Genomic DNA, 20,863 nt, shown 5'->3' on the forward strand with positions numbered 1-20,863 from the left:
TGCCTCCTATATCATGGCGGAGATGGACAAGGCGGGACGAACTTACTCCAAACTGGCTGCCGATACAGGGCAGGGCGAGCTGGTGAAGATGCTGCGCTCCGACTCGCGTATCGTGATCATGCCCTGCGTCACGAGCGAGAGTTTTCTCAACCGCTTGCTCACCCTGGCGGACAGTAACGGCAAACCCGAGCGTATAACCTTCTTCGGCTATCCCGAATGGCAGTCCTTCGGCAAGGACAAGCTGGCGCGGATGCGAAAGTACGGCAGCACATTCTACTCCTCGTTCTTCTTCGATCCGGCACTGCCCGAGAGCGAACGGTTCCTCACGCAGTACTACGCATGGTACAACCATAAGGTCTCTGGTGGTTTTCCCAAGTACAGCGTCCTGGGCTACGACATCACGAATTATTTTATCGGCGCTCTGGCATCCTATGGACGTTCCCTCAAGAACAATCTGCCCTTGCTCCCCTCAACGGGATTGCAGACGGACTTCCGGTTCCGAGAACTGACGGCTGACAACGGCTGCATCAACCTCAATCTCTTCTTCGTCTCTCTGCGTACCGATGGCTCGACAGAGCGCACGTCGGTAACGCGCTAAGCGACGAGAAGAATCGATACCTACTGCCATATGATTCGGCGTATAAGCTTTCTAATCCTGCTGCTGGCATCGCTCGCCTCGGGCGCCTCGGCTCAGTCGGACAAGCAGCTCCCAACCGTCCTCGTGGGAGCGACGGCCGGATTCTCTGCCAATAAGGTACTCTTCAGCCCTTCGGTGGAGCAAAATCAACTGATAGCCCCCTCGGGCGGCGCACTCTTGCGGGTCGATGTAGAGAGGACGGGGACGCTTTTCCTCGGTTTCCAAACCGAAGTGAGCTTCGTGCGACTCGGTTGGGAAGAAAACTTCGCCGCTCTGCCGGCACATGCCTACAGACGAACATTCGACTGTGTGACCCTCCCGCTACTGACTCACTTGAAGATCAAGCACAACAAGCTATATGCTTTCCTCAATCTGGGACCGCAGTTCGGCATTATCATCAGGGACAAAGCCGTTCGGGAAGGAACGGTCTTCTCCGAATTGCAGCTGCGGCGATATGAGCAGAGTCTGCATGGCAAATTGGAATGGGGACTCGCCGGCGGTCCCGGATGCGGCTTCGATGCGGGTCGGATGGGGGCTTTCGAACTGGAAGGTCGCATATACTACGGATTCAACGACCTCCTGAACAATCGACAACAAGACCCCCATGGCAAATCTTCCAACCTAACGCTCTGCGTCAAAATCAACTACCTCTTCCGACTCTAAGGCTCTTATCTCCTTCTCGGTGGCAGTATATAATCATGTAAGGGGCTACGCCTCTGAGGAAGAAGCCTGCACTTCGGAGAGGGCTTCCGAGGCCGATTCCCATTCTTCGAGGACGGATTCGAGTTCTTGCTTCACGCCGGCATATTGTTCGAAGAGGGCAGTATCGGCGGCGTTCTTCGGGTCTTGCAACTGCTGCTCGATGGATTGCAATTGCGTCTCCAAGGCTTCTATCTTTTCTTCGCAGGCAGTTACTGCCCGCTCCAGTGCGCGCAGCTGCTTGGCATTCTCCTTCTGTCGGCGATAATCGGCCTTGGATTCCGTCTCGGGAACGGCCTCGCGGGATGATTTGGACTCCTCGGGACGACTACGTTCCAGCTCGGTAAGCGTTTGCATGCGGCGCGTCTGCAAATAGTCGTATATGCCGCCGAGATGCTCGTTCACCCGCCCGTCAGCAAACTCATACACCTTGGTCACCAAGCCATCAAGGAACTCGCGGTCGTGCGACACAACGATTACCGTCCCTTCGAAGTTGCGAATGGCTTCCTTGAGGACGTCTTTCGAACGCATATCGAGGTGATTGGTTGGCTCGTCGAGGATGAGAAAATTGGCCGGTTGGAGCAATAGTCGGATAATCGCCAGGCGAGCACGCTCGCCGCCACTGAGCACACTTACTTTCTTCTCCGACGCTTCTCCGCCAAAAAGGAAGGCGCCCAGCAGATCGTTGAGGCGCAGACGGATGTCGCCCACGGCTTCACGGTCGATCGTGTCATAGACCGTCAGGTCGCCACGCAGCTCTTGTGCTTCGTTCTGGGCGAAGTAACCCAGCTCCACATTATGTCCCAGAGCGAGCTTGCCGGTATAGTCCGTCAGCTCTCCCATGATACACTTGACCATCGTACTCTTGCCGGCACCGTTCTTGCCCACGAACGCAACTTTTTCTCCTCTGGCGATGGTATAGGTAGCATCAGAGAAGACAACGTGGTCGCCGTAGGCCTTGGAGAGCCCTTCTATCGTCACGGGATAACTGCCCGATGGCTGCGCGGGGATGAAGCGGAAGTGAAAGGCCGAACGGTCGCGCTCGTCAATCTCCACGCGTTCCACCTTCTCCAGTTGTTTGATGCGGCTCTGCACCTGTACCGATTTGGTGGCTTTGTATCGGAATCGTTCGATGAAATCCTCCGTCTCGCGGATCATCTTCTGCTGATTCTCATAGGCACGGAGTTGTTGCTGCAGGCGCTCTTCGCGCAGCTTGACGTAGTGACTGTAATTCGTCTTATAGTCATATATGTGCCCCAACTCGATCTCAATGGTGCGGATAGTCGTATTGTCAATGAAAGCCCTGTCGTGCGAGACGAGAATCACAGCCCCCGCATTGGAAGCGATAAACTGCTCAAGCCAACCGATGGATTCAATGTCGAGGTGATTGGTCGGCTCGTCAAGGAGTAATACTTCGGGACGCTGCAATAGGAGCTTGGCCAGCTCAATGCGCATACGCCATCCGCCGCTGAAATCCGAGGTGGGGCGGCGGAAATCTTTCCGTTCGAAGCCTAATCCGATCAACGACTGCTCGATCGTTGCGTGATAATTGCCCTGCTGCATGAGTGCGAGGGTCTCACTCATATTGGTATAATGCTCGATAAGCTGCGCATAGCCCTCCGAATCGTAGTCCGTGCGACCAGCCATCTCATCGGTGAGGCGAGCCACTTCTTCCTCTATCCGGCGAATATCATCGAATGCCTGCTCCACTTCCTCATACACGGTGTTCCCGTCCTTGAGCTGCATCACCTGCGGGAGATAGCCGATGCGTATGTCTTTGGGACGGGATACATGTCCCGAGGTGGGCTCTTCGAGGCCTGCTATCAGCTTCAGCAGAGTACTCTTGCCGGCACCGTTCTTACCCACGAGGGCAATGCGGTCGCGCCGATTGATGACGAATGATACTTGATCGAAAAGGAGACGACTGCCGAAATCGACAGTCAGATTGTGAATAGAAATCATGGTTTTGCGCTCATGCGCTTAATAATATTGTATGCATTGTAGAGACCGTACTCACCTGCTCGACTCAGATCGGCGATCCCTTCCTTGGCTTTTCCGCGCGAAAGGAGGAGAAGACCTCTGTTGAAATAGGCATCGGCAAACTCCGGATTGGCTCCGAGAGCACGGTCGTAATCGGCAATAGCCGCGTCCACTTCACCACGTTTGGCCAGTAAAACCGCACGATTGTAGTAGGCATAGGCGAATGTAGGATCTATCTCTATCGTGCGATTCAGGTCGCGGATTACCAGTTCATTGTCCACATCGGGGGCAGTAGCCAGACGTTCGGCAGCATCGGATGCGACGGATACGCCCATCGCATTGGTGCGCGGGCTCGTCGTCAATGCGCGTGCCACGGTACCCACCGTCTCAGCATCCTTACGAATGAGCGAGGCGCCTTGTCGCGCTTCGACCAATTTGGCTCGCGCCATCGCCCGTCCGAAATATGCCAATGCGAAACGATCGTCCAGCTCTACGGCACGATCGAAGTCGATGATGGCCTGTTCCAGATTCTGTACCAGCATATAGCTGAGCGCACGACGGAAGCTGAGACCGGAGTCTCCCGACACATTCTCGGATATTTCCATGATGTCTTGCTCATGATATGCCACCTGTTCCTGGCTGAGAGCCACCTCACGATTGACCACACGGAGACGCAAGGGCAGGAGCTTACGCTCGTTCAGACGGGTGATCGCCTCCGAATAGTACACACGCGACACCTCGTCGCCTCCCGTCTGCTCGTAGTAGCTGAGCACAAACATGGGCGAGGGCTGCACTTCCACATCGTTGTCTTGGATGCGACCACGGATGCGACTGGAGTAACGAGTACGGCGTTCCGAGGATTTTTCTGAGACGACAAGGAGATTGAACTTCTCAATGGTCTCGTCGTCATCCTCGCGAGTCTCCTTGCCCGCTGCAGGTGATGAACCTTTGGAAGTATGCTTCTTGGACGAGTTTTGTGCCGCACGCTCTATGTCAAAGGCACGCCAGTAGTCCCGCTCGGCACCGCGGTTGTCGCCCACAGCCTTCTTAGCTCGCGAGCGAGCGTAGTAGCCCACGACAAAATCGGGGTAATGCCCCAGCACTTTGTCGAAGTCAGCTATTGCCTTGCTGTTCTCACTTATCTGCGTCAAGAGGATTGCTCGGTTGTAGATTGCATGGTAGTTCTCAGGCTCCAGACGGATCACAACGTCGAAGTCTTCGATCGCATTGTTCACGTCGCCCAGATAAGAACGGAGGAGTCCGCGGTTGAAGCGCGCCAACTTGTCGTTGGGCTTCTCGCGCACCACATGGCTGTAGTCGTCCATCGCACCGCGCAAGTCGTTGGACTGGTAGCGGATCACACCACGATTGATATAGTTCGACAGCTCGTTCGGATCCAGCTCAATGGCCTTGTCCAAAGCCGTAATGGCCTCGCCATGACGCTTATTCTTGTAGTGCAACATGGCTATCTGCGAATAGGCAGGGGCAAATAACGAATCCATCCGTAGCACCTGCTGTAGTTCCCGAATGGCTGCTGTGGTATCCTGCTCTCCCAGCTCTATACCGCTGAGCGCGAGATGCGCCTGCTTACTCTTGGGGTAGAAACGCAGCAGATCGGCCACACCCTTGCGCGCCTCGGCATAACGCTTGCTGTCGGTGAGCGTACCAGCCAGATTGACCAGCATCCCCTCGTCGTTCGGCGTCAACTCCAAACCGCGCTGATAATCCATGATGGCCGAGTCGATCTTGCCCAGATTCTGTCGTGCCACACCGCGCAGGAAGTATGCCTTGGGGATGAGTGCATTGCGTTGCAGGCAGGCCGTCGCATCGGCTTCCGCACCGGTATAATCCTCCAGACTGATCTTGGCTATCCCCCGATAGAAGTAAGGCTCCGCCATCCACGGACGCAAGTCCACCACTTGGTTGAAGTAGCCGATGCTCACCACATAGTCATTGAAGTAGAGAGCGTTGCGCCCGATCGTGATCACCCGATCGACATCGATCTGTGCGCGCACCGTAGCCACTGCCGAGAGGAGCGACACGAGCAATAGGAGGATACGCTTAGTAGTCATCATAAGGGAGAAAACTGTTTTGTACTCGCGGGACTATCGTCCTTTGGTCGCGGGAGCCGCCACTACACGGTACGAGGTGCGCACCTTGCCTTTGATGATATTCTGTAGCTTGCCCTTGATGAGTTGTTTGCGTATGGGAGCTATGTGGTCGATGAAGAGCTTCCCGTCTATGTGGTCATACTCGTGCTGCACCACGCGAGCTGCAAATCCGCTGAGCTCCTCCACGTGGGGACGGAAGTCCTCATCCACGTAGCGAATACGGATGCCGGTCGGGCGCACCACCTTCTCATGGATGGCCGGCAGACTGAGGCAGCCTTCGTATTCGGAGCACTGCTCTTCGCTCTCTTCTTCTATGTGAGCATTGATCATCACACGTTGGAATCCCGCACACTCGGGAAAGTCCTCCTTCATCGGGTCGGCATCCAATACGAGCAAACGAATGGAAAGACCTATCTGCGGAGCCGCCAGCCCAATGCCGTCGGAGTGGTACATAGTCTCCTTCATATTGGCGATAAGCTCTTTGAGATTGGGGTAATCCGGTGTGATGTCTTCGGCCACTTTTCTCAGCACGGGGTGGCCATATAGATATACGGGTAGGAACATAATGCTATGTCGGGGTAGTAATTAGTCTGTTATTATTTCTGTCATTTTTCTCTTTGCCGCAAGGGCATGTCTCCGTCATGGCACACGACGATGCAAGCCACCGCTCACCTCTCGGGATTGTCCAGATAGGACTGCAGGATGATAACGGCACTGACCTCGTCCACCAAGGCTTTGTCCCGTCGTTTCATCTTGGGAATCCCTGCTTCCAGGATCGCCCGCTGCGCCATACGCGAGGTGAAGCGTTCGTCCACATACGTTATAGGTATAGAGGGAAATACCTGAGCAAGTTTAACGGCAAAAGGACGGATAAGGGCCATCGTCTCGGACTCTTCATAGTCCATCCGGCGGGGCAGTCCCAGCACGAAACGCTCCACCGGCTCACGACTTACGTAGTCTTTGAGGAAGTTCAGAAGCGTATGCGTGGGTACGGTAGCGAGCCCTCCCGGTATGATCCGAAGCGGATCGGTAACGGCAATGCCCGTCCGCTTGCGTCCGTAGTCTATAGCCAAAATACGTCCCATATCCGGCAAAAGTACTAATACTACAGGGACTTCCCGTTATCTGCCTCGGAATACAGCAAGAGGCATGGAGCATATTTCTCAAAATCACAGGCTGAAATCCCGCAAAATCCGGCGCCAAAAAGGCTGAGAAACACGCGCCAAAACGAAATTGATTTGGCGCATAATTTTTCCCGAAATGGCGCCAAAATAAATCTTTTTTGGCGTGTGTTTTTTCGGCAACACACACTGGAGAGAAAACATAACACTTCTGCACCTTTTTTCACAAGAGAAACAGTGGCAATCATTGCAGCGGAAGAAGTCGTCTGTCATTGCACAGGAATAAAGAGCAGCCCCGCACGAACGGTTTGCATCGGACAAACCAATTCGTGCGGGGCTGCACTTATGTAATTATGCGGATAGGGCTCTACAGAACCTGCCGTTTGTTAGTAAACAGCCACCTTGGCAATGCTGCGGCCGGCACGTACCACGTACACACCGGGAGCTACTTCGATACGAAGATCGGCCATGGCAGTCGAATTGGCATAGATGCGGTAGCCCTGCATGTTATAGATCTGAACGTCTGTCGCCGCGGTCATGCCTGCGACAACGATCTGACCTTGAGAGGCCGTGATGTGAAGAGCATCGTCCATAGTAGCTGGTACAGATGTCACCACTGGAGCATTGTCACCAAGATAGGGCCAACCATCATTCACATCGGCAGCATATTTCCAAGGAGCGGGATTTTGCGCGCCGTTGAGAGTGGCAGCCATCTCGGCAGTCCTCATAGCTATTTCCTGCATGCCTACGATTGTGGCTACTTCGACGCCACCACCCACACCGGGCATATCACCATTCTTGTCACTATTGTAGAAACAGCCTTCATATATACATACGGCACTCTCTCCACCTGTCAAACCGGCGAAAGCTCCCGTGCTCGCACCTCCTTCGATTTCCACAGATGCGTAGCAATGTTTGACGGTAAAGTTGGCTTGTGCCATACCGACGAATCCGCCTGCTATGGCCTGCTCGCCGGCATCGAACAGAACGAGGTCAACATCCAAGGCATAACAGTTGGTAAATGTGGACTGCGTGCCGGGGAAGAAAGCCAGATTGGCACCTACAAAGCCACCGATCAGGCCAACATCGGCAGTGAGTTTGCTGTCCTCCACGAAGCAATTGGTCACCTCACATTGGTTATAAGCCTGCGAAATGAAGGCTCCGCTCTGTCCTACACAGTATATCTCCATATCTGTAGCAGAACAGTTCTCCATCTTGGAGAAGTCGACCATGGCTCCGACTACGCTGCCGGCAGAGCTGCCGCCAAAGCTGGTTTCAAACGGAGCTGTTACCACACGACAGTCATATGCGTGGCAGTTGCTCACAAGACCTTTGTTGTACACATTGCTCACGAAAGCACCTGCCGTGTTAGAACCCACGACGGTGGCATTGCGGACAACAGTATTGCGGATGACGGCTTCGTTGGTCTGACCGAAAAAGCCGACAAAAGCCCCTTTAGGCTCGAAAATCTTCACGCCCGAAATGGTATAATTCCCCCCGTCAAATGTGCCGGAGAAAGGATTGTCATTATTCATGCCTATGACCTCATCGAAGCGGTGAGCAGCAAAATCGACGTTCTTTCCAAGTTTGATGGTAATACCTTTCATGTTTTTCCCACTGTTGACAAGCTTGGCCAGACCGGCAAACTGCTCGGGAGCTGTAAGCGTAAACTCAGTACCGTCAGCTGTGTACCAGTCCGTGTCGGCATAAGAGCTCCACTTGGTCTGAGGCATGGCTGCTGCCCATTCGTCAGCGATCTGCTGAGAGGAACGACTGTGTGCGCGATCGGCCTGAACGATCGGGAGCGAGGGGGCTGTCTGTGCATGGCCGACAGCAGGGGTCAAGAAAGCGGCAGCGCAGAGCGAGAGGCTCATAATGCAGCCAAGGAATGAAATTCTTTTCATGCTTGTTATGATTATTATTGGGGTGATTAGATAGTACTATTCAATGCGGTCTTCATACTTCTTCTCCCCCACCGGCGACAAAAAGCAGACCGAGATGGGAAGAAAAATGGTCCCATTTTGAAAATTACGGGCGCTAAAGTAGAGAATTATCGTGCAGGTCGGTTGAAAAAGTGTCCAATAACATGCTTATTGAACACGAATACTCGCTATCGGAGGGATGGAGTAAGCGTCGTAAGCTATGACGTTATTATTTTCTGTAGCTTTGCCAGAAAGCTAATCAATCATAAACCACAGAGTAGAAAAATATGGCTGCAAAAGACAATTATTGCGTCATTATGGGCGGAGGAATCGGAAGTCGTTTTTGGCCTTTCAGTCGCGAATCTCATCCCAAGCAGTTCCTCGATTTCTTCGGAACCGGACGTTCTCTCCTGCAAATGACTTACGACCGTTTCAAGCGATTTGTCCCCGAGGAAAATATCTTGATCGTCACAAATGAAAGCTATGCCGCCAAGGTGAAGGAGCAACTGCCCGAGATCGGCGCAGATCAGATACTATGCGAACCCACACGCCGCAATACGGCTCCCTGTATCGCCTACGCCAGCTACCATATCTTTGCACGCAATCCGAAAGCTAACATCATAGTAGCGCCATCGGACCACCTGATTCTGCGCGAAGAGGAGTTCGTACGTGCAGCATCGGAGGCGCTGGAGTTTGTGGCCGACCACGAGCAATTGGTCACGCTCGGCATCCGTCCTTCTCGTCCCGAGACAGGATACGGCTACATCCAAATGGCTGAGGAGAAGGTCGGCAACTTCATACGTGTGAAGACATTTACAGAGAAGCCGAATGCCGAAATGGCTGCTGTCTTCCTCGCCAGCGGGGAGTTCCTATGGAATAGTGGTATGTTCGTCTGGAATGTGGGGAGTATCCTTGAGGCCTTCCGCAAGTATCTGCCCGAAGTGACTTCGGCGCTCGAAAGCGGGATGGCGAACTACAATACGCCACAAGAGCAGGCATTCATCGAACAGGCATTCCCATACTGCCCGAGCATCTCGATTGACTTCGGTGTGATGGAGAAGGCCGATAACGTCCTTGTCATGCCGGTGGACTTCGGTTGGGCAGACCTCGGCACATGGGGTTCGCTCTATGAATTGGCGGACAAAGACCAAGATGCCAACGCAACTCTCAAGACGCGAGCCCTCTTCTACGAAGCGGAACGCAATATCGTCACGACGGACAATCCCGACAAACTCGTCGTCGTACAAGGCATAAGCGACTGCATCATCGCCGAAAGCGAGAACGTCCTGCTGATCTGCCGCTCCGAAGAAGAACAGCGCATCAAGCACTTCCTGGCCGATGCAGCGCTCAAGTACGACAAGGAGTACAACTAAGAATTCATCGTCTCCTACAAAAGAAAGTGGAGCGTTTCCTCCAATACGTATGGCTGCACCGCCTCTATAGCTCGCTGAGTTATGGGGCGGGCAGTTCGTTTATAGAGCCGGAAGTGATCGATCCGGGGATGCTCAACAGAGACAGCGGACCCGACTTCTTCAACGCCAAGGTGCGGGTGGGTAACCTCTTGTGGGCGGGCAATGTGGAGATACACCGCCGTTCATCGGACTGGCTGCGCCACGGACACCACCTCGATCCCGCCTATGACAACGTGGTCTTGCACGTCGTGGAGACGGATGACTGCCCCATCCCCCACCGCTTGAGCGGCGAACATATCCCTGTATGCACCATGCAGGTGGATAGTCGCGTGTGGGAAAGTGCACACTTCATGCTACAAGCCCCCACGTTGCCGGGCTGTAGCGAACGGTTGCACGAACTTAGTCCATTGGAGGCACACGCATGGATGGATGCGCTCGTAGTGGAGCGCTTGGAACGCAAAGCAGCAGAAGTGGACAGACTCTACACCTCCACTGCCATGGATTGGAATGCTACGGCCTACATCCTGTTGGCACGTCACTTCGGATTCGGGCTGAACAACGATGCACTTGAGCGTCTCGCCCGCAGCTTGCCCTACGCATTCATCGCCAAACACCGCAGCCTACTCCTACAGGTAGAGGCCTTACTCTTCGGACAAGCAGGCCTTTTGGCAGCACCGGAGGACGAATATGCTCAGCGTCTGGCCGCCGAATATGCTTTCTTGCGACATAAGTTCGACTTGCAACCTCTCGATGCTTTTCTCTTTCGCCTCCATCGAACGCGGCCGGCTGCGTTCATCCATCGGCGACTGGGACAGCTGGCAGCTATTCTCCATCGATGCGAATTTCTTTTTTCATCGCTCGTAGAAACGTCCACCGCGGCCGAACTGGCTGAGAAGCTCCGCGCCGATGTGTCGCCATACTGGGCTGCCCATTACCGATTCGGTAAGTCTGCTGCAAATCTCTCTGCCGCAGCTTTGGCTGCATCTTCACTCGACGCTCTCCTCATCAACGTGGCAGCACCACTGCGTTACGCCTATCTGAGACAGCAGGAGACCGAGGACTATCGCGAGCGAACGATCGATTTCCTGCGTGGCATCAAGCCGGAAAACAACAGACTCGTGCGAGCTTTCGGCGAAAGTCTCCGCCCCACAGACGCATCGGAGAGTCAGGCACTCATCCAACTGTACCGGGAATACTGTGAACGACGTAAGTGTTTTTTCTGCCGATGGGGCTATCACTTCCTCAGTCTGAGTGCTCGCTAATCGCTTCTGCAAACCGTCTTCATCGGGAATAATTACCTTTGAAGACGCTGAATTAGGCCACTTCGCTACCGTTTCGGCCTGCGCCCTCCGCATTTGACAGGGAATCAAGAAATAAACGACTATGATAATAGCAAGAGAAAAACGACGTACCAATATCGCCGAATACGTCCTCTATATGTGGCAAATAGAGGATCTGATACGCGCCAATGAGCTGGATATGGATCGGCTACGCGCCACCGTGATTGTCCAATACAATCAGACGCCGGAAATCACGGCCGAGATAGAACGTTGGTATGCGGAACTTGTGGAGATGATGCTGACCGAAGGTGTGCGCCAACAGGGACATATCAACATCGTCCGCATCGCCATGATGCAAATGGAAGAGACTCATGCTCGGCTGGTGGCCGACCCCAAAGAGATGATTTATCAGGGGCTTTACTACCAAGTACTACCCGCAATCGTACAGTTGCGCACGAAGAGCGACGGCAACAATATGGGAGAGATCGAAACCTGTCTGACTGCTATTTATGGTCTTTTGACACTGCGACTGCAAAAGAAGGAGGTGAGCGAAGAAACAGTCCGGAGCATCAAGCAGATGAGTACCCTCCTATCCGTTCTGTCGGAGAAGCATCAGCACGCCGACCAAACCGCAGACGATTACCCGCTCTGAGACCATGACCGAAGATTCCTACCTGACGATAGCGGCTCCAGCCGAAGCACAATACACAGAAAAGCGCAGCCGTTTTCTGGCATTTGCCTTCCCCGTGACATCGGAAGAGGAAGCTCTCTCACACGTAGCGGAGCTGCGACGCAAGTATTTCGACGCACGTCACGTCTGCTGGGCATATAAGCTCGGGGCCAAAGGTGAGCGCACGCGCTCCAACGATGACGGCGAACCTTCGGGAACTGCAGGCAAGCCCATATTGGGACAGATTACATCTCTCGGGCTTACTCAGGTATTTGTTGCCGTGGTACGCTACTTCGGCGGTGTCAAACTGGGGACAAGCGGACTCATCGTTGCCTATCGTGAAGCAGCTCGAGAAGCCCTCGAAGCGGCAGAACAGAAGGAAAAAATTCTTTACGAGGAGCTGACAATAACTTTCGGATACCCCCTGCTCGGAGACGTGATGCGGATGGTCAAAGAAGCGGGCGCAGCCATTCGGATGCAAGACTTCGCCGAGAGTTGTCGGCTCACGGTGAGTCTCCGCGGAACCGATGCCGCCATCCTGCGCCAACGCCTGAGCGCCATCTACGGCGTTGCCCTCGCTGAAGAGGACGAGACTCCCGAGACTTAGCCCTATTCTTGCACTAAAACCTTACCCAGCACCGCACGTCCATCTACGAACGCGCGAGCGATATAATGCCCGGCAGGCAGGTTGCAGTTGAGCACCCGACGGCCATCTGTTGCAAAGACCTCGACCATCCCCGACAGATCCGTGACGATAGTTCCGTTCATTACTCGAAAGAAACCTTTGGGCTGCGGCGTCACTTCTCCGATCGGTAAGGCAGCTTGGAGCGACACCCGACTGGTGTTAAGCGTCGAAAGCTGACCGTCCAACGGATAATGCAGCACCCCTACCAGCTCGGTGTTCTCGGGTGTAATACCATCCAAAACAAACTCCTTAGACAAGACGAAGCTGCCATCCTCTGCGACGGTCACCTCCTCTCCCAGCGGATCGGTGAGCAGGAGCAAAAGCGTATGCTTGTGTTGATAGTCCTCTCCCGCCCCTTGTTGCGAACCGACGGAGGGCATAGTCTCCTTCATGAAATAGCCCGTGACACGGAGCTTGCGACCTGCATAGAGCTTATTGACCTCGCCGGAGAAATCCACTCGATAGGCAGTGCCTGACGACACTGACAGCCTAATGTTAGCCGGCGCGCGCCCATTGCCATACTCCGACTCCAAGACTTCCTGCACCACATCGGGCGCAGGAGGAGCCCAAGCCGTCTGATGCATCACACCATTATAATTACGATCGGCCACCACCACAGGCAGACCGATGATCCCGAGCGGTTGAGACAAGGCCTCGAAGGCACGAAGCGGATCGGGATATACGGCCGTGAGTTCATCCTTGGGGTGGATAAAAACAGGATGGATGCGCTCCTGCACGACTGCATTCAGGAGGCTGATACCCTCAAACAGTCGGGCTTTGGCATCCGGACAGAGTACACACCACTCCGCACTCATGCACTCCAGCAACAAATGCTTGTCCCAATTGCCCAGCGCAGGGTCGGGCCGATCGAAGTAAACGCTCCGATCGGCGGACGGCAGGGCGTAACCATCGGCGGAAACCATGCCGATACGGATCTCATTGGCACCCACAACCGTTGACTCCACAGGGATCTCAACCTCCGTTGTAGTAGAGCCCGCCGCGATATTCAAAGCCAAAGGTTGCTCTGCACCGGACACATCGTTGATCTTCACCGTATAGCCTGCCTGTAAGATAGGCTCCGAGCCGAGATTCATCAGTCGCATGAAGAGCGTCGTCCCGCCCTCCCACGCATAGCCACGGGGCTGACGTACACTGTGACACACGAGCAGATGGCGTAGCTTATCCGACTCCTCTACGCGCACGATGGCCTGAATGAGTAGCGGGCCATGCGAACGCTGCCCCATATCCACCCACTCGCCATTGGGATAGCGCACTAAAGAAGTGCCCACGACGGGCGGAGCCGACGGATGACAAGAGAGCGGTGTCTGGTCCTGCGGTGTGGCATTGCTTACCTGCAACAGAGCACCGACGAACAAAGGAACATCCCGTTCGATGAGAATGGGCTCGTCCAACATTACCTCCACCCACTCTGCGCCTGCACCTGATGGCAGCACACAAGGTTTGGCAATGAGGTCGGCAGCATCATAACGCCCTCTGCGCACGACTACTGTAGCCTGCTTATTCGTGATAGGCTGAGCGAGGAAACGAATGCCCACCAACTCATCGCCTGCAAGCAGATTGAGCACCGAGGAATCGAACCCCGTGAGCATACACAGCTCTCCCGTCTGATCCACCCACGCAGCAGTAGCCGCTGTAGATGTGGTCTGTGGGTAATAACAGAGCGGAAAGTCCGTGGCAGCACGCTCGGCGATAACGCGCTTGGCAGGCTTCTGAGCGCATAGAGCAGAAGCAGTCCAGAGGACAAAGAATAAAGCTAATGCATATCGGTATCGTGTCATGGGGCAGTATGTTTATAATTGTAGGCTCTGCAAATATGCAGAAATATCACTTAGTTCGGTACTTCTCTCCTCTTTTCTGATCCGATATGGAGGCAAAAAGAAGAAGAGCCTGCTACCAACCGCACAGGGTTCTGGGTCGCAGGCTCTTCGTTATGAGGGACTAAGAAATGGCAGCTTACTTCAGCGTACCGCTCTGAGCTTGTTCGATCATCTTGGCATTCGGCAGGATGTACACTTCTACCCGACGGTTGGCCGCACGTCCGGCTTGCGTACTATTGTCGGCAATGGGTTCATGACTGCCACGACCTTCGGACGTCATGCGCGCTGCACTCACACCTTGTGAATTGAGGTAAGAGTACACACTTTGGGCACGCCTCTCTGAAAGCGGGTCATTGATCTTGTCCGATCCGGTATTGTCCGTGTGGCCGATGATGCGAATGTCCGTGTCCAGATTCTTGTTCATGTTGGCTGCAAACTTGGCCAAAGCCGAACGGGAACCGGCGTTGAGCGTGCTAGAGTTAGTGGCGAAGAGGATACCGCTGTCGAAAGTAACGAGAATAGCCTCGCCATCATTCACCGTCTGGATCGAAGCATCAGGTAAAGCTGCTTCCAGCTCCTTCTTCTGCTTGTCCATCTTCTTTCCGATGAGTGCACCGGCAGTACCGCCAACGGCAGTACCGATGATGGCACCCACAGCCGTATTGCCGGCTACCTTGCCGATACCGGCACCAATAGCAGCACCTGCGCCTGCTCCGATGAGACCACCTTTGGCCGTATTGTTAAGTCCGCAACCTGCGAACGCTACCGCCACTGCCAGAGCAGTAGCAATCATACTCGACTTCTTCATTTTTTTCTTGTTTTCTATTAGTAATACCGCTTTGGACACACAAAGCAGAGAGTATATTAATTCTCTTTGTTGGAAAAATACTTCATGAACTGCATACGTTCATACATCGTAGCCGACTTGATACCTCCTGCACTGAGATAGCCGCGGAATTCACTTACGGAGCGATAGCCCTTGCGATCCATCCAACCTTCCACGGCTGCCAGCGTCTCAGCAACGAAGCCGGGGCCTTCTTTGTAGAGAGCCGTACACATCTGAGTAGCATGTGCACCGGCCAAAATACACTTGATCACACCGGCTGCATCGTGCACACCAGTGGATGAAGCAATAGAGATCCCTGGCACGAGAGCACTTACGATACCGGCATAACGGATCGTATCGGATATTTCACCGGCATGGGAAAAGACATTACCGGCCACCATTTGCACCTTCTCGATGTCAATATCGGGTTGGTAGGAACGGTTGAAGAGCACTACGCCCTTAGCACCGGCAGCACGCAACTTGTCCACGATAGAAGGGATGTTGGAGAAAGCCTTGGACAGCTTCACCGTCACGGGGATCTTCACTGCGCGAACGAGTGAGCTGACGATATTCACATACATCTGCTCGGTCTTGTTGGCATCATAAAAGAGGTCCGTGTCCAGACGCATCACGTTGATCTCGAGTGCATTGGCACCGGCATCCTCGAACTGCTTGGCAAAGTCCACCCACGAATCGGAGCGGAAGCAGTTGATGCTGGCAATAACGGGGATGGAAACCTCCTGCTTCACTTCGCGGAGGAAGTCAAGATGCTTGGAGATTTCGTTGCTCTGTACATAAGCATTGATGTAGTCCGCTGCCTCAGGATAGTCCGTGGGAGACATGATCTGAGACATCTCGGCCTCGATCTGCTCCTCGAAGAGAGACTTCAATACTACGGCAGCAGCGCCCGCAGCTTCGAGTTCTTTGATGGTTCTGAGGTTACGGGTAAGACCGGAACTTGCAACAACGATAGGATTTTTGAGTCGCAGACCGGCGTACTCGGTAGTCAAATCGATCATATTTGTTTAAGAATTGCGAGAGACTCCCGAAGCCCTTTTCCGCACCCTATCCACCTCCGATCGGCAGGCGATATATGTAGCCTCCGAGAGACAGGCACGAGGTACAAGCCCGTGGGAGAAGACCTCTACTATTTGCACTATACTAAGTTATAACTATTCTTTAGGCAAAGATATAATTTATTTCACGCTGCGAGACTATTTGCCCGCATTTCTCGCACACACACGCACTAAGGGCTTCCGTTATATCCCCCTATGTCGCTGCACATACGCCAAGATCATCACACATCGGCCCTCGCTCTGAAAAACGACTACACTCATGTAAAAAAGTGTGCAGATGTATTATAATTTCGCTCTGGGGTCTAATGCTCAGAAAACACGCGCCTTTTCTAAATTGTTTTGGCGCCGTTTCAAGAAAAATTTGGCGCCAATTCGAAAAAGTTTTGGCGCGTGTTTCTTCAGAATCTATGCGCCATATTCTATGAGATTTCAGCCCATAGATTCGAAGCCCTTGTCCAATACTCTTCAACAAACCGCAGAGAGTTAAAAAGGGTAACACTCCTTGACTTCCCCATATTCAAGAGAAAAAAAGCGATACGCTATGCCCGATCATCTCCACCCGCTCTCTGCCAAGGACAACAAACCGATTGAAATAAATTTTATCTTTGTGTAATCCTCTCTTATGTGGAGGTGCTAAAAACAGGAATATCCATCTAAAAGAGTTATTACGATGAAACAGAACTACTTCAAAACGATCTGCGCTCTGCTTTGGCTGACTGTGCCCATGCTCTTTTATCCACTGCAGGCGACAGCACAAGAAACGACCCTACCCGACGAAGCTGAGTCCGTAGAGCTTGCCATACCGTCCCTCAATTTAGAGGAGGAGACAATAGCCGATGTGACTGAAGAAGCAACCGTCGCCGAAGCTATCGCCGAAGAACTGCCTGCACGCTCCTACACCTACACCGTCTATCGCGACGGCGAGGTCATCGCTTCGGGACTCACGGACCCCACCTACATAGACGAGGGAGTTGACCCCGGCCAACACGAATACTGCGTAACAGTACAGTACACCGAAGGCGAATCGGACAGAGTGTGTGTGGATATCGAGATGAAAGATTTCAAGCCAGTGACCAATCTGACCGGAACGGCCTCCAACGACGAGGTCAGCCTCGACTGGGACGGCGTGACCGAGAAGGCCACAGAAGACAAGGCCGTGAGCTACAACGTCTATAAGAACGGAACCAAGATCGGCAATACGACCGCAACGCAATACGTGGAGACAGGTGTGGCCAACGGCACATACACCTACGAAGTGGAAGTACAGTACGCCGACGGCGTATCGCCCAAGGTGGCTGTAACCGTAACGGTGAACTATACCTCTCTGGAGAACGTAGCAGACCAGCTCCCCTACACGCTGCGCGTGGAAGGCAAGAAGATCATAGCCGAGACAGAAGGTACCATCACGCTCTACGACATGGGTGGACGCACGATAGCCAAGGCTGTCAATCGTCTGGAGTACACAGCCCGCACAGGAACCTACGCGGTACACTTCGACACCGGCACCAAGTCGCATGTATCGAAAGTACAGATGAGATAAAGAAACCAATAGCTTCTCTTCGAATTAGAGAAGGGGCGTGTCAGAATGAAAATTTTGGCACGCCTTTTTCTTATTCCTAAGAGAATGGTTTATTTACCAGTACTCTAAAATAAAAACAAGAGGCAGCATCGGACAAGTCCGATGTTGCCTCATTCGTTGCAATCCGGTAGAAAGATCGCTACTTGACGATCACTTTCTCCACATAGACCTGACCATCTACTTCGATGCGTACCGTGTAAGCTCCTGACGGGACAACATAGTCCACAGCGCCACCACCGCTACTGATGGCCAGACAACGTCCATTCAGATCGAAAAGCGCTATCGAATCGCCTCCGCAGATACTGATCGTACTGCCGATAACAGCGAGGGAATAAGGTCTCGGGGCGGTCACATCTCCAAGAGAGGTAATGCTCAGATGCGTCGTCACCGTCTCCGAATCGGCATAAGAATAGACCACCTTCAACCCGAAAGTATAGGACCCTACGGCCAGATCGGCGTCACAATAGGTCGTTTCGGTCACTTGAGAAGCAATCTCTTCACCGTTACGATAGAGCGTATAGGTGAACGGGGTGAGACCACCTTCGGGAGCTTTCCATGTGAGGATGGCGTCCATCGTTCCTGCAGGCTGAGTAGCCGTAAACTCGGATGCAGGCGGAAAGACATCGAAGTTGAAAGAAACACATTTCTTGAGAGACACACCGCCTGACGGATACACGACCTCCACACAGTAATCATTCGAAGCGAGGGCGGCTCTTCCGAATAGGTTGTTGCCGTCAGTCCCTCGGCGACAATGCTCCCGTCACGGTAAACAGTATAAGTGTATGGAGGAAGCGAATTATTTTCCTTGACTACCCTGACGTCATCTACATTGAAGCGGTACATATCGGTGCAGTCGAAATGGCGAAAAGCAATGTATTTCGTCCCTGCGGGCAGCTGAAGTATTCGCCGGAGCCATGCGCCCTGCGTTCTATCCGCTACTGCCTCATCCACGCCATCCTTCTTGGAAGTGAGGAGCTCTTCATGCAGAAGAATCGTGAAGTCGGAGGGCGCATTCCCAGTAGTCGAAGCGTAAACGGCATAGTGTTCATAGGGATGAGCAGTGTGTTGTGTGCTCACCCAATACTCCAAGCGACCACCCTGTGACAGGGCAAGAGCGGGCGTAATCAGGTAGTTGTCAGGTGTCAGTGCTCCGACACCGCTCAGATATGAAGCCGAAGTCATGCATCCGACCGTATGCCCGTAAGAGAGATTTTCCTGCCATCCATACCCGTCGCCGTCGGCATCTACAGCTGTCCAGTCGGCAGGGAGCCCCTCATCGAAGGTGGCATTGAGCACCACATCGTCCGGAGCGAAGACTGTCTGGGGAGGTTCCCAGCGGAGAATAACGGTATTGCCCTCGGCCCAACCTTTAAGGTTCTCCACCGGCGGGAGATGGTTGACGGTCACTGCATCGCATTTCTGCGCCGAGGTACCCGCCGCATACTGCACTTCGATACAGTAATTATACGTACCGTTAGTACGTTCCTCCTGAAAAGAGTTGGCTGCCAGCCCTTCGGCAATCTTCAGCCCGTCACGGTAGAGCGTATATGTGCAGCTGTCGCCGGACTCTTTCGTATCTGTATCGGTCGGCGGTGTCCATGTGAGATTGACCACATAACCCTCTGCCGAGGCATCGAATTGAGCAACGGGAGGAAAAATCGGATAGAGCGGCACCTCTTCGCAGACCAGAGGCGACAGGCCGGCAGCATACTGCACTTGGACACAATAGTTGTAGGTGCCGTTGGCCAAACCACTGTCCTCATAGGTGGACGTATAGAGGCCGCTGGCCAATTGCACGCCATTACGATAGACGGTATAGGTGTATTCGGAGACTTCACCAGCCAAGAAAGAAATATCATCCAATAAGATGTAATTATTAGTCTCTGTTGCATTGTGACGGAAGGCAACGTATTTCGTCCCCAAGGGTAGAGTTACTATCCGCTCTATCCACTCGCTCTGTTCCTTGGAAGGTCCCTCGGAAGCATTACCAGCGCGACGCTCGCCGCCTTTTTGGGAGGCAGTCGGCGTCTCTTCGAAGACAACGGAGAAATCACTTATATCCGTCCCCGTCGAAGAAGCCATGACAACATAGTGCTCGGCGGCGAAACTTTTATTGACGGCATAGTAGTACTTTACTTTCGTTGCTCCTGTCACATCGGGAGATATCAAGTAATTGTCGGGCGTCAAAGGAGCTCCGTCCCACGAAAAAGAGGCTAATACTTTATGTCCGCTATGGGGTGTTATCCACTGTGTCTGCTCATCCGACTTCGTTCTCCACGTCTTGCCGTCTCCGTCAACATCAAGCACTGTCCAACCGCTCGGGACGGCACCGGTCTGCGTTGATTCAAGATTTTGCAAGAGGAGGACCGTTTCGTTTTTATCCTTGGACCAGGACCGATCTGCCACCACGTTTTTTGCCGGAGGATTCCAACTCAAGATGATTTTGTCTCCGTCTATCACCCATGTCAGATTCTGCACGGGATTCAAATCCGCTTGCCCTATCGCCTTTTGAGCAATGGCCGTCTGCCCCTCTCCAATTCCTGCGAGCAAGAAGATCAGAGAGAGTAAAAAAGTCATTTTTTTCACACCTTTTCGTATATCATGATTTATCATTCGTAACGCGATATCTTAGTTTCTTGACCTAAAAATAAGCAAATGCGACCTATCATGCACCAAATTTCTCCGATAATTCAGTTCTCTCGTATTACTCCGACCAGCCCACTCGCACAACCCCTCTCCCCTCAAAAAGAGAGTCGCCCGACTCCACTCTGTATGTGGAGCCGGGCGACCCGATTGGTTGTGTGGTCTTCGACCTCGGAGAGCTATGTCTCCGACATCGAAATACCTATTACGATATTACTTGATAGCCAGCTTCTCTACGTAAGACTTGCCGTCTACTACGATCATGGCTGCATAGAAGCCGCCCTGTGCAGTGTAAACCACCGTGTTGCGACCGGAGGCCAGACGGCGACCCGTCATGTCGTAGATCATGGCTGTGCCTTCACACGTTACCGTGATAGTCTTGCC

The 20,863-nt window shown here is 53.3% G+C and carries 16 protein-coding genes and 2 pseudogenes; 7 read left to right on the forward strand and 11 right to left on the reverse strand.

The annotated features are described in order from the left end of the window. Together C7382_RS09470 and C7382_RS09475 are read left to right on the forward strand one after the other, a co-directional pair. Positions 1–598 (forward strand): annotated as a pseudogene (locus C7382_RS09470) (amino acid ABC transporter substrate-binding protein); the annotation flags it as partial. 30 nt (positions 599–628) lie between these two features. Beyond that, positions 629–1,300, forward strand: coding sequence for a porin family protein (locus C7382_RS09475; RefSeq protein WP_116680035.1), 672 nt, complete (start codon positions 629–631; stop codon positions 1,298–1,300). Positions 1,301–1,345: 45 nt separating this feature from the next. Here C7382_RS09475 and C7382_RS09480 read toward each other — a convergent pair whose 3' ends face one another. The 5 genes from C7382_RS09480 to C7382_RS09500 all read right to left on the reverse strand — a co-directional run bounded on the left by C7382_RS09480 (position 1,346) and on the right by C7382_RS09500 (position 8,452). Next, positions 1,346–3,298: an ABC-F family ATP-binding cassette domain-containing protein gene (locus C7382_RS09480; protein ID WP_116680036.1), complete on the reverse strand. Its 1,953-nt coding sequence runs from the start codon at positions 3,296–3,298 to the stop codon at positions 1,346–1,348. Continuing rightward, complete coding sequence (locus C7382_RS09485) at positions 3,295–5,391, reverse strand: tetratricopeptide repeat protein (protein ID WP_243405706.1); 2,097 nt, start codon at positions 5,389–5,391, stop codon at positions 3,295–3,297. The genes C7382_RS09480 and C7382_RS09485 overlap by 4 nt, the downstream gene beginning before the upstream one ends. Before the next feature lie 30 nt (positions 5,392–5,421). Then, on the reverse strand, positions 5,422–5,991 hold the full coding sequence (def, locus tag C7382_RS09490) for a peptide deformylase (protein WP_116680037.1): 570 nt from the start codon (positions 5,989–5,991) through the stop codon (positions 5,422–5,424). A gap of 104 nt (positions 5,992–6,095) precedes the next feature. Further along, positions 6,096–6,512 carry a Holliday junction resolvase RuvX gene (gene ruvX, locus C7382_RS09495; RefSeq protein ID WP_116680038.1) on the reverse strand — a complete coding sequence of 139 codons (417 nt, stop codon included), beginning with the start codon at positions 6,510–6,512 and terminating at the stop codon, positions 6,096–6,098. Between the two features lie 422 nt (positions 6,513–6,934). Beyond that, a complete protein-coding gene (locus C7382_RS09500; RefSeq protein WP_116680039.1) occupies positions 6,935–8,452 on the reverse strand; it encodes a right-handed parallel beta-helix repeat-containing protein in 1,518 nt (505 codons plus the stop codon). A 305-nt stretch (positions 8,453–8,757) separates the two neighbouring features. Between C7382_RS09500 and C7382_RS09505 the strand changes: the two genes are divergently transcribed. From C7382_RS09505 to C7382_RS09520, 4 genes are all read left to right on the forward strand, one after another. After that, positions 8,758–9,843, forward strand: coding sequence for a mannose-1-phosphate guanylyltransferase (locus C7382_RS09505; protein ID WP_116680040.1), 1,086 nt, complete (start codon positions 8,758–8,760; stop codon positions 9,841–9,843). 26 nt (positions 9,844–9,869) lie between these two features. Further along, positions 9,870–11,144: a DUF2851 family protein gene (locus C7382_RS09510; protein WP_116680041.1), complete on the forward strand. Its 1,275-nt coding sequence runs from the start codon at positions 9,870–9,872 to the stop codon at positions 11,142–11,144. 121 nt (positions 11,145–11,265) lie between these two features. Continuing rightward, positions 11,266–11,814: a DUF4924 family protein gene (locus C7382_RS09515; RefSeq protein WP_116680042.1), complete on the forward strand. Its 549-nt coding sequence runs from the start codon at positions 11,266–11,268 to the stop codon at positions 11,812–11,814. Between the two features lie 4 nt (positions 11,815–11,818). After that, positions 11,819–12,439 (forward strand): IMPACT family protein, encoded by a 621-nt coding sequence (locus C7382_RS09520; protein ID WP_116680043.1) that lies wholly within the window; start codon positions 11,819–11,821, stop codon positions 12,437–12,439. A 2-nt stretch (positions 12,440–12,441) separates the two neighbouring features. Here the strand turns inward: C7382_RS09520 and C7382_RS09525 are convergent, their stop codons facing one another. The 3 genes from C7382_RS09525 to C7382_RS09535 all read right to left on the reverse strand — a co-directional run bounded on the left by C7382_RS09525 (position 12,442) and on the right by C7382_RS09535 (position 16,200). Then, positions 12,442–14,316: a hypothetical protein gene (locus tag C7382_RS09525; RefSeq protein WP_116680044.1), complete on the reverse strand. Its 1,875-nt coding sequence runs from the start codon at positions 14,314–14,316 to the stop codon at positions 12,442–12,444. 175 nt (positions 14,317–14,491) lie between these two features. Continuing rightward, positions 14,492–15,163 carry an OmpA family protein gene (locus tag C7382_RS09530; protein ID WP_116680045.1) on the reverse strand — a complete coding sequence of 224 codons (672 nt, stop codon included), beginning with the start codon at positions 15,161–15,163 and terminating at the stop codon, positions 14,492–14,494. Between the two features lie 56 nt (positions 15,164–15,219). Beyond that, the gene (locus C7382_RS09535) at positions 15,220–16,200 is read right to left on the reverse strand and encodes a dihydroorotate dehydrogenase-like protein (protein ID WP_116680046.1); all 981 of its coding nucleotides are present in this window, start codon (positions 16,198–16,200) and stop codon (positions 15,220–15,222) included. A gap of 727 nt (positions 16,201–16,927) precedes the next feature. Between C7382_RS09535 and C7382_RS09540 the strand changes: the two genes are divergently transcribed. Next, positions 16,928–17,797: a fibronectin type III domain-containing protein gene (locus C7382_RS09540; RefSeq protein ID WP_116680047.1), complete on the forward strand. Its 870-nt coding sequence runs from the start codon at positions 16,928–16,930 to the stop codon at positions 17,795–17,797. A 178-nt stretch (positions 17,798–17,975) separates the two neighbouring features. Here the strand turns inward: C7382_RS09540 and C7382_RS09545 are convergent, their stop codons facing one another. The 3 genes and pseudogenes from C7382_RS09545 to C7382_RS10360 all read right to left on the reverse strand — a co-directional run. Further along, on the reverse strand, positions 17,976–18,410 hold the full coding sequence (locus C7382_RS09545) for a T9SS type A sorting domain-containing protein (protein ID WP_116680048.1): 435 nt from the start codon (positions 18,408–18,410) through the stop codon (positions 17,976–17,978). Further along, a complete protein-coding gene (locus C7382_RS09550) occupies positions 18,314–20,413 on the reverse strand; it encodes a choice-of-anchor J domain-containing protein (RefSeq protein ID WP_165815152.1) in 2,100 nt (699 codons plus the stop codon). The genes C7382_RS09545 and C7382_RS09550 overlap by 97 nt, the downstream gene beginning before the upstream one ends. Positions 20,414–20,692: 279 nt before the next feature. After that, positions 20,693–20,863, reverse strand: a pseudogene (locus tag C7382_RS10360) (peptidase); the annotation flags it as partial.

Source organism: Porphyromonas loveana (genome assembly GCF_003096695.1).
GTDB classification, from domain to species: domain Bacteria; phylum Bacteroidota; class Bacteroidia; order Bacteroidales; family Porphyromonadaceae; genus Porphyromonas; species Porphyromonas loveana.

Bases quoted from the DNA above. Each gene is read 5' to 3' on its own strand.
- C7382_RS09500 (WP_116680039.1), bottom strand. From the start codon at position 8,452: ATGAAAAGAATTTCATTCCTTGGCTGCATTATGAGCCTCTCGCTCTGC.
- def (WP_116680037.1), bottom strand. From the start codon at position 5,991: ATGTTCCTACCCGTATATCTATATGGCCACCCCGTGCTGAGAAAAGTG.
- C7382_RS09545 (WP_116680048.1), bottom strand. From the start codon at position 18,410: ATGGACGCCATCCTCACATGGAAAGCTCCCGAAGGTGGTCTCACCCCG.
- C7382_RS09525 (WP_116680044.1), bottom strand. From the start codon at position 14,316: ATGACACGATACCGATATGCATTAGCTTTATTCTTTGTCCTCTGGACT.
- C7382_RS09485 (WP_243405706.1), bottom strand. From the start codon at position 5,391: ATGATGACTACTAAGCGTATCCTCCTATTGCTCGTGTCGCTCCTCTCG.
- C7382_RS09475 (WP_116680035.1), top strand. From the start codon at position 629: ATGATTCGGCGTATAAGCTTTCTAATCCTGCTGCTGGCATCGCTCGCC.
- C7382_RS09550 (WP_165815152.1), bottom strand. From the start codon at position 20,413: ATGACTTTTTTACTCTCTCTGATCTTCTTGCTCGCAGGAATTGGAGAG.
- C7382_RS09520 (WP_116680043.1), top strand. From the start codon at position 11,819: ATGACCGAAGATTCCTACCTGACGATAGCGGCTCCAGCCGAAGCACAA.
- C7382_RS09505 (WP_116680040.1), top strand. From the start codon at position 8,758: ATGGCTGCAAAAGACAATTATTGCGTCATTATGGGCGGAGGAATCGGA.
- C7382_RS09530 (WP_116680045.1), bottom strand. From the start codon at position 15,163: ATGAAGAAGTCGAGTATGATTGCTACTGCTCTGGCAGTGGCGGTAGCG.
- C7382_RS09535 (WP_116680046.1), bottom strand. From the start codon at position 16,200: ATGATCGATTTGACTACCGAGTACGCCGGTCTGCGACTCAAAAATCCT.
- C7382_RS09540 (WP_116680047.1), top strand. From the start codon at position 16,928: ATGAAACAGAACTACTTCAAAACGATCTGCGCTCTGCTTTGGCTGACT.
- ruvX (WP_116680038.1), bottom strand. From the start codon at position 6,512: ATGGGACGTATTTTGGCTATAGACTACGGACGCAAGCGGACGGGCATT.
- C7382_RS09480 (WP_116680036.1), bottom strand. From the start codon at position 3,298: ATGATTTCTATTCACAATCTGACTGTCGATTTCGGCAGTCGTCTCCTT.
- C7382_RS09515 (WP_116680042.1), top strand. From the start codon at position 11,266: ATGATAATAGCAAGAGAAAAACGACGTACCAATATCGCCGAATACGTC.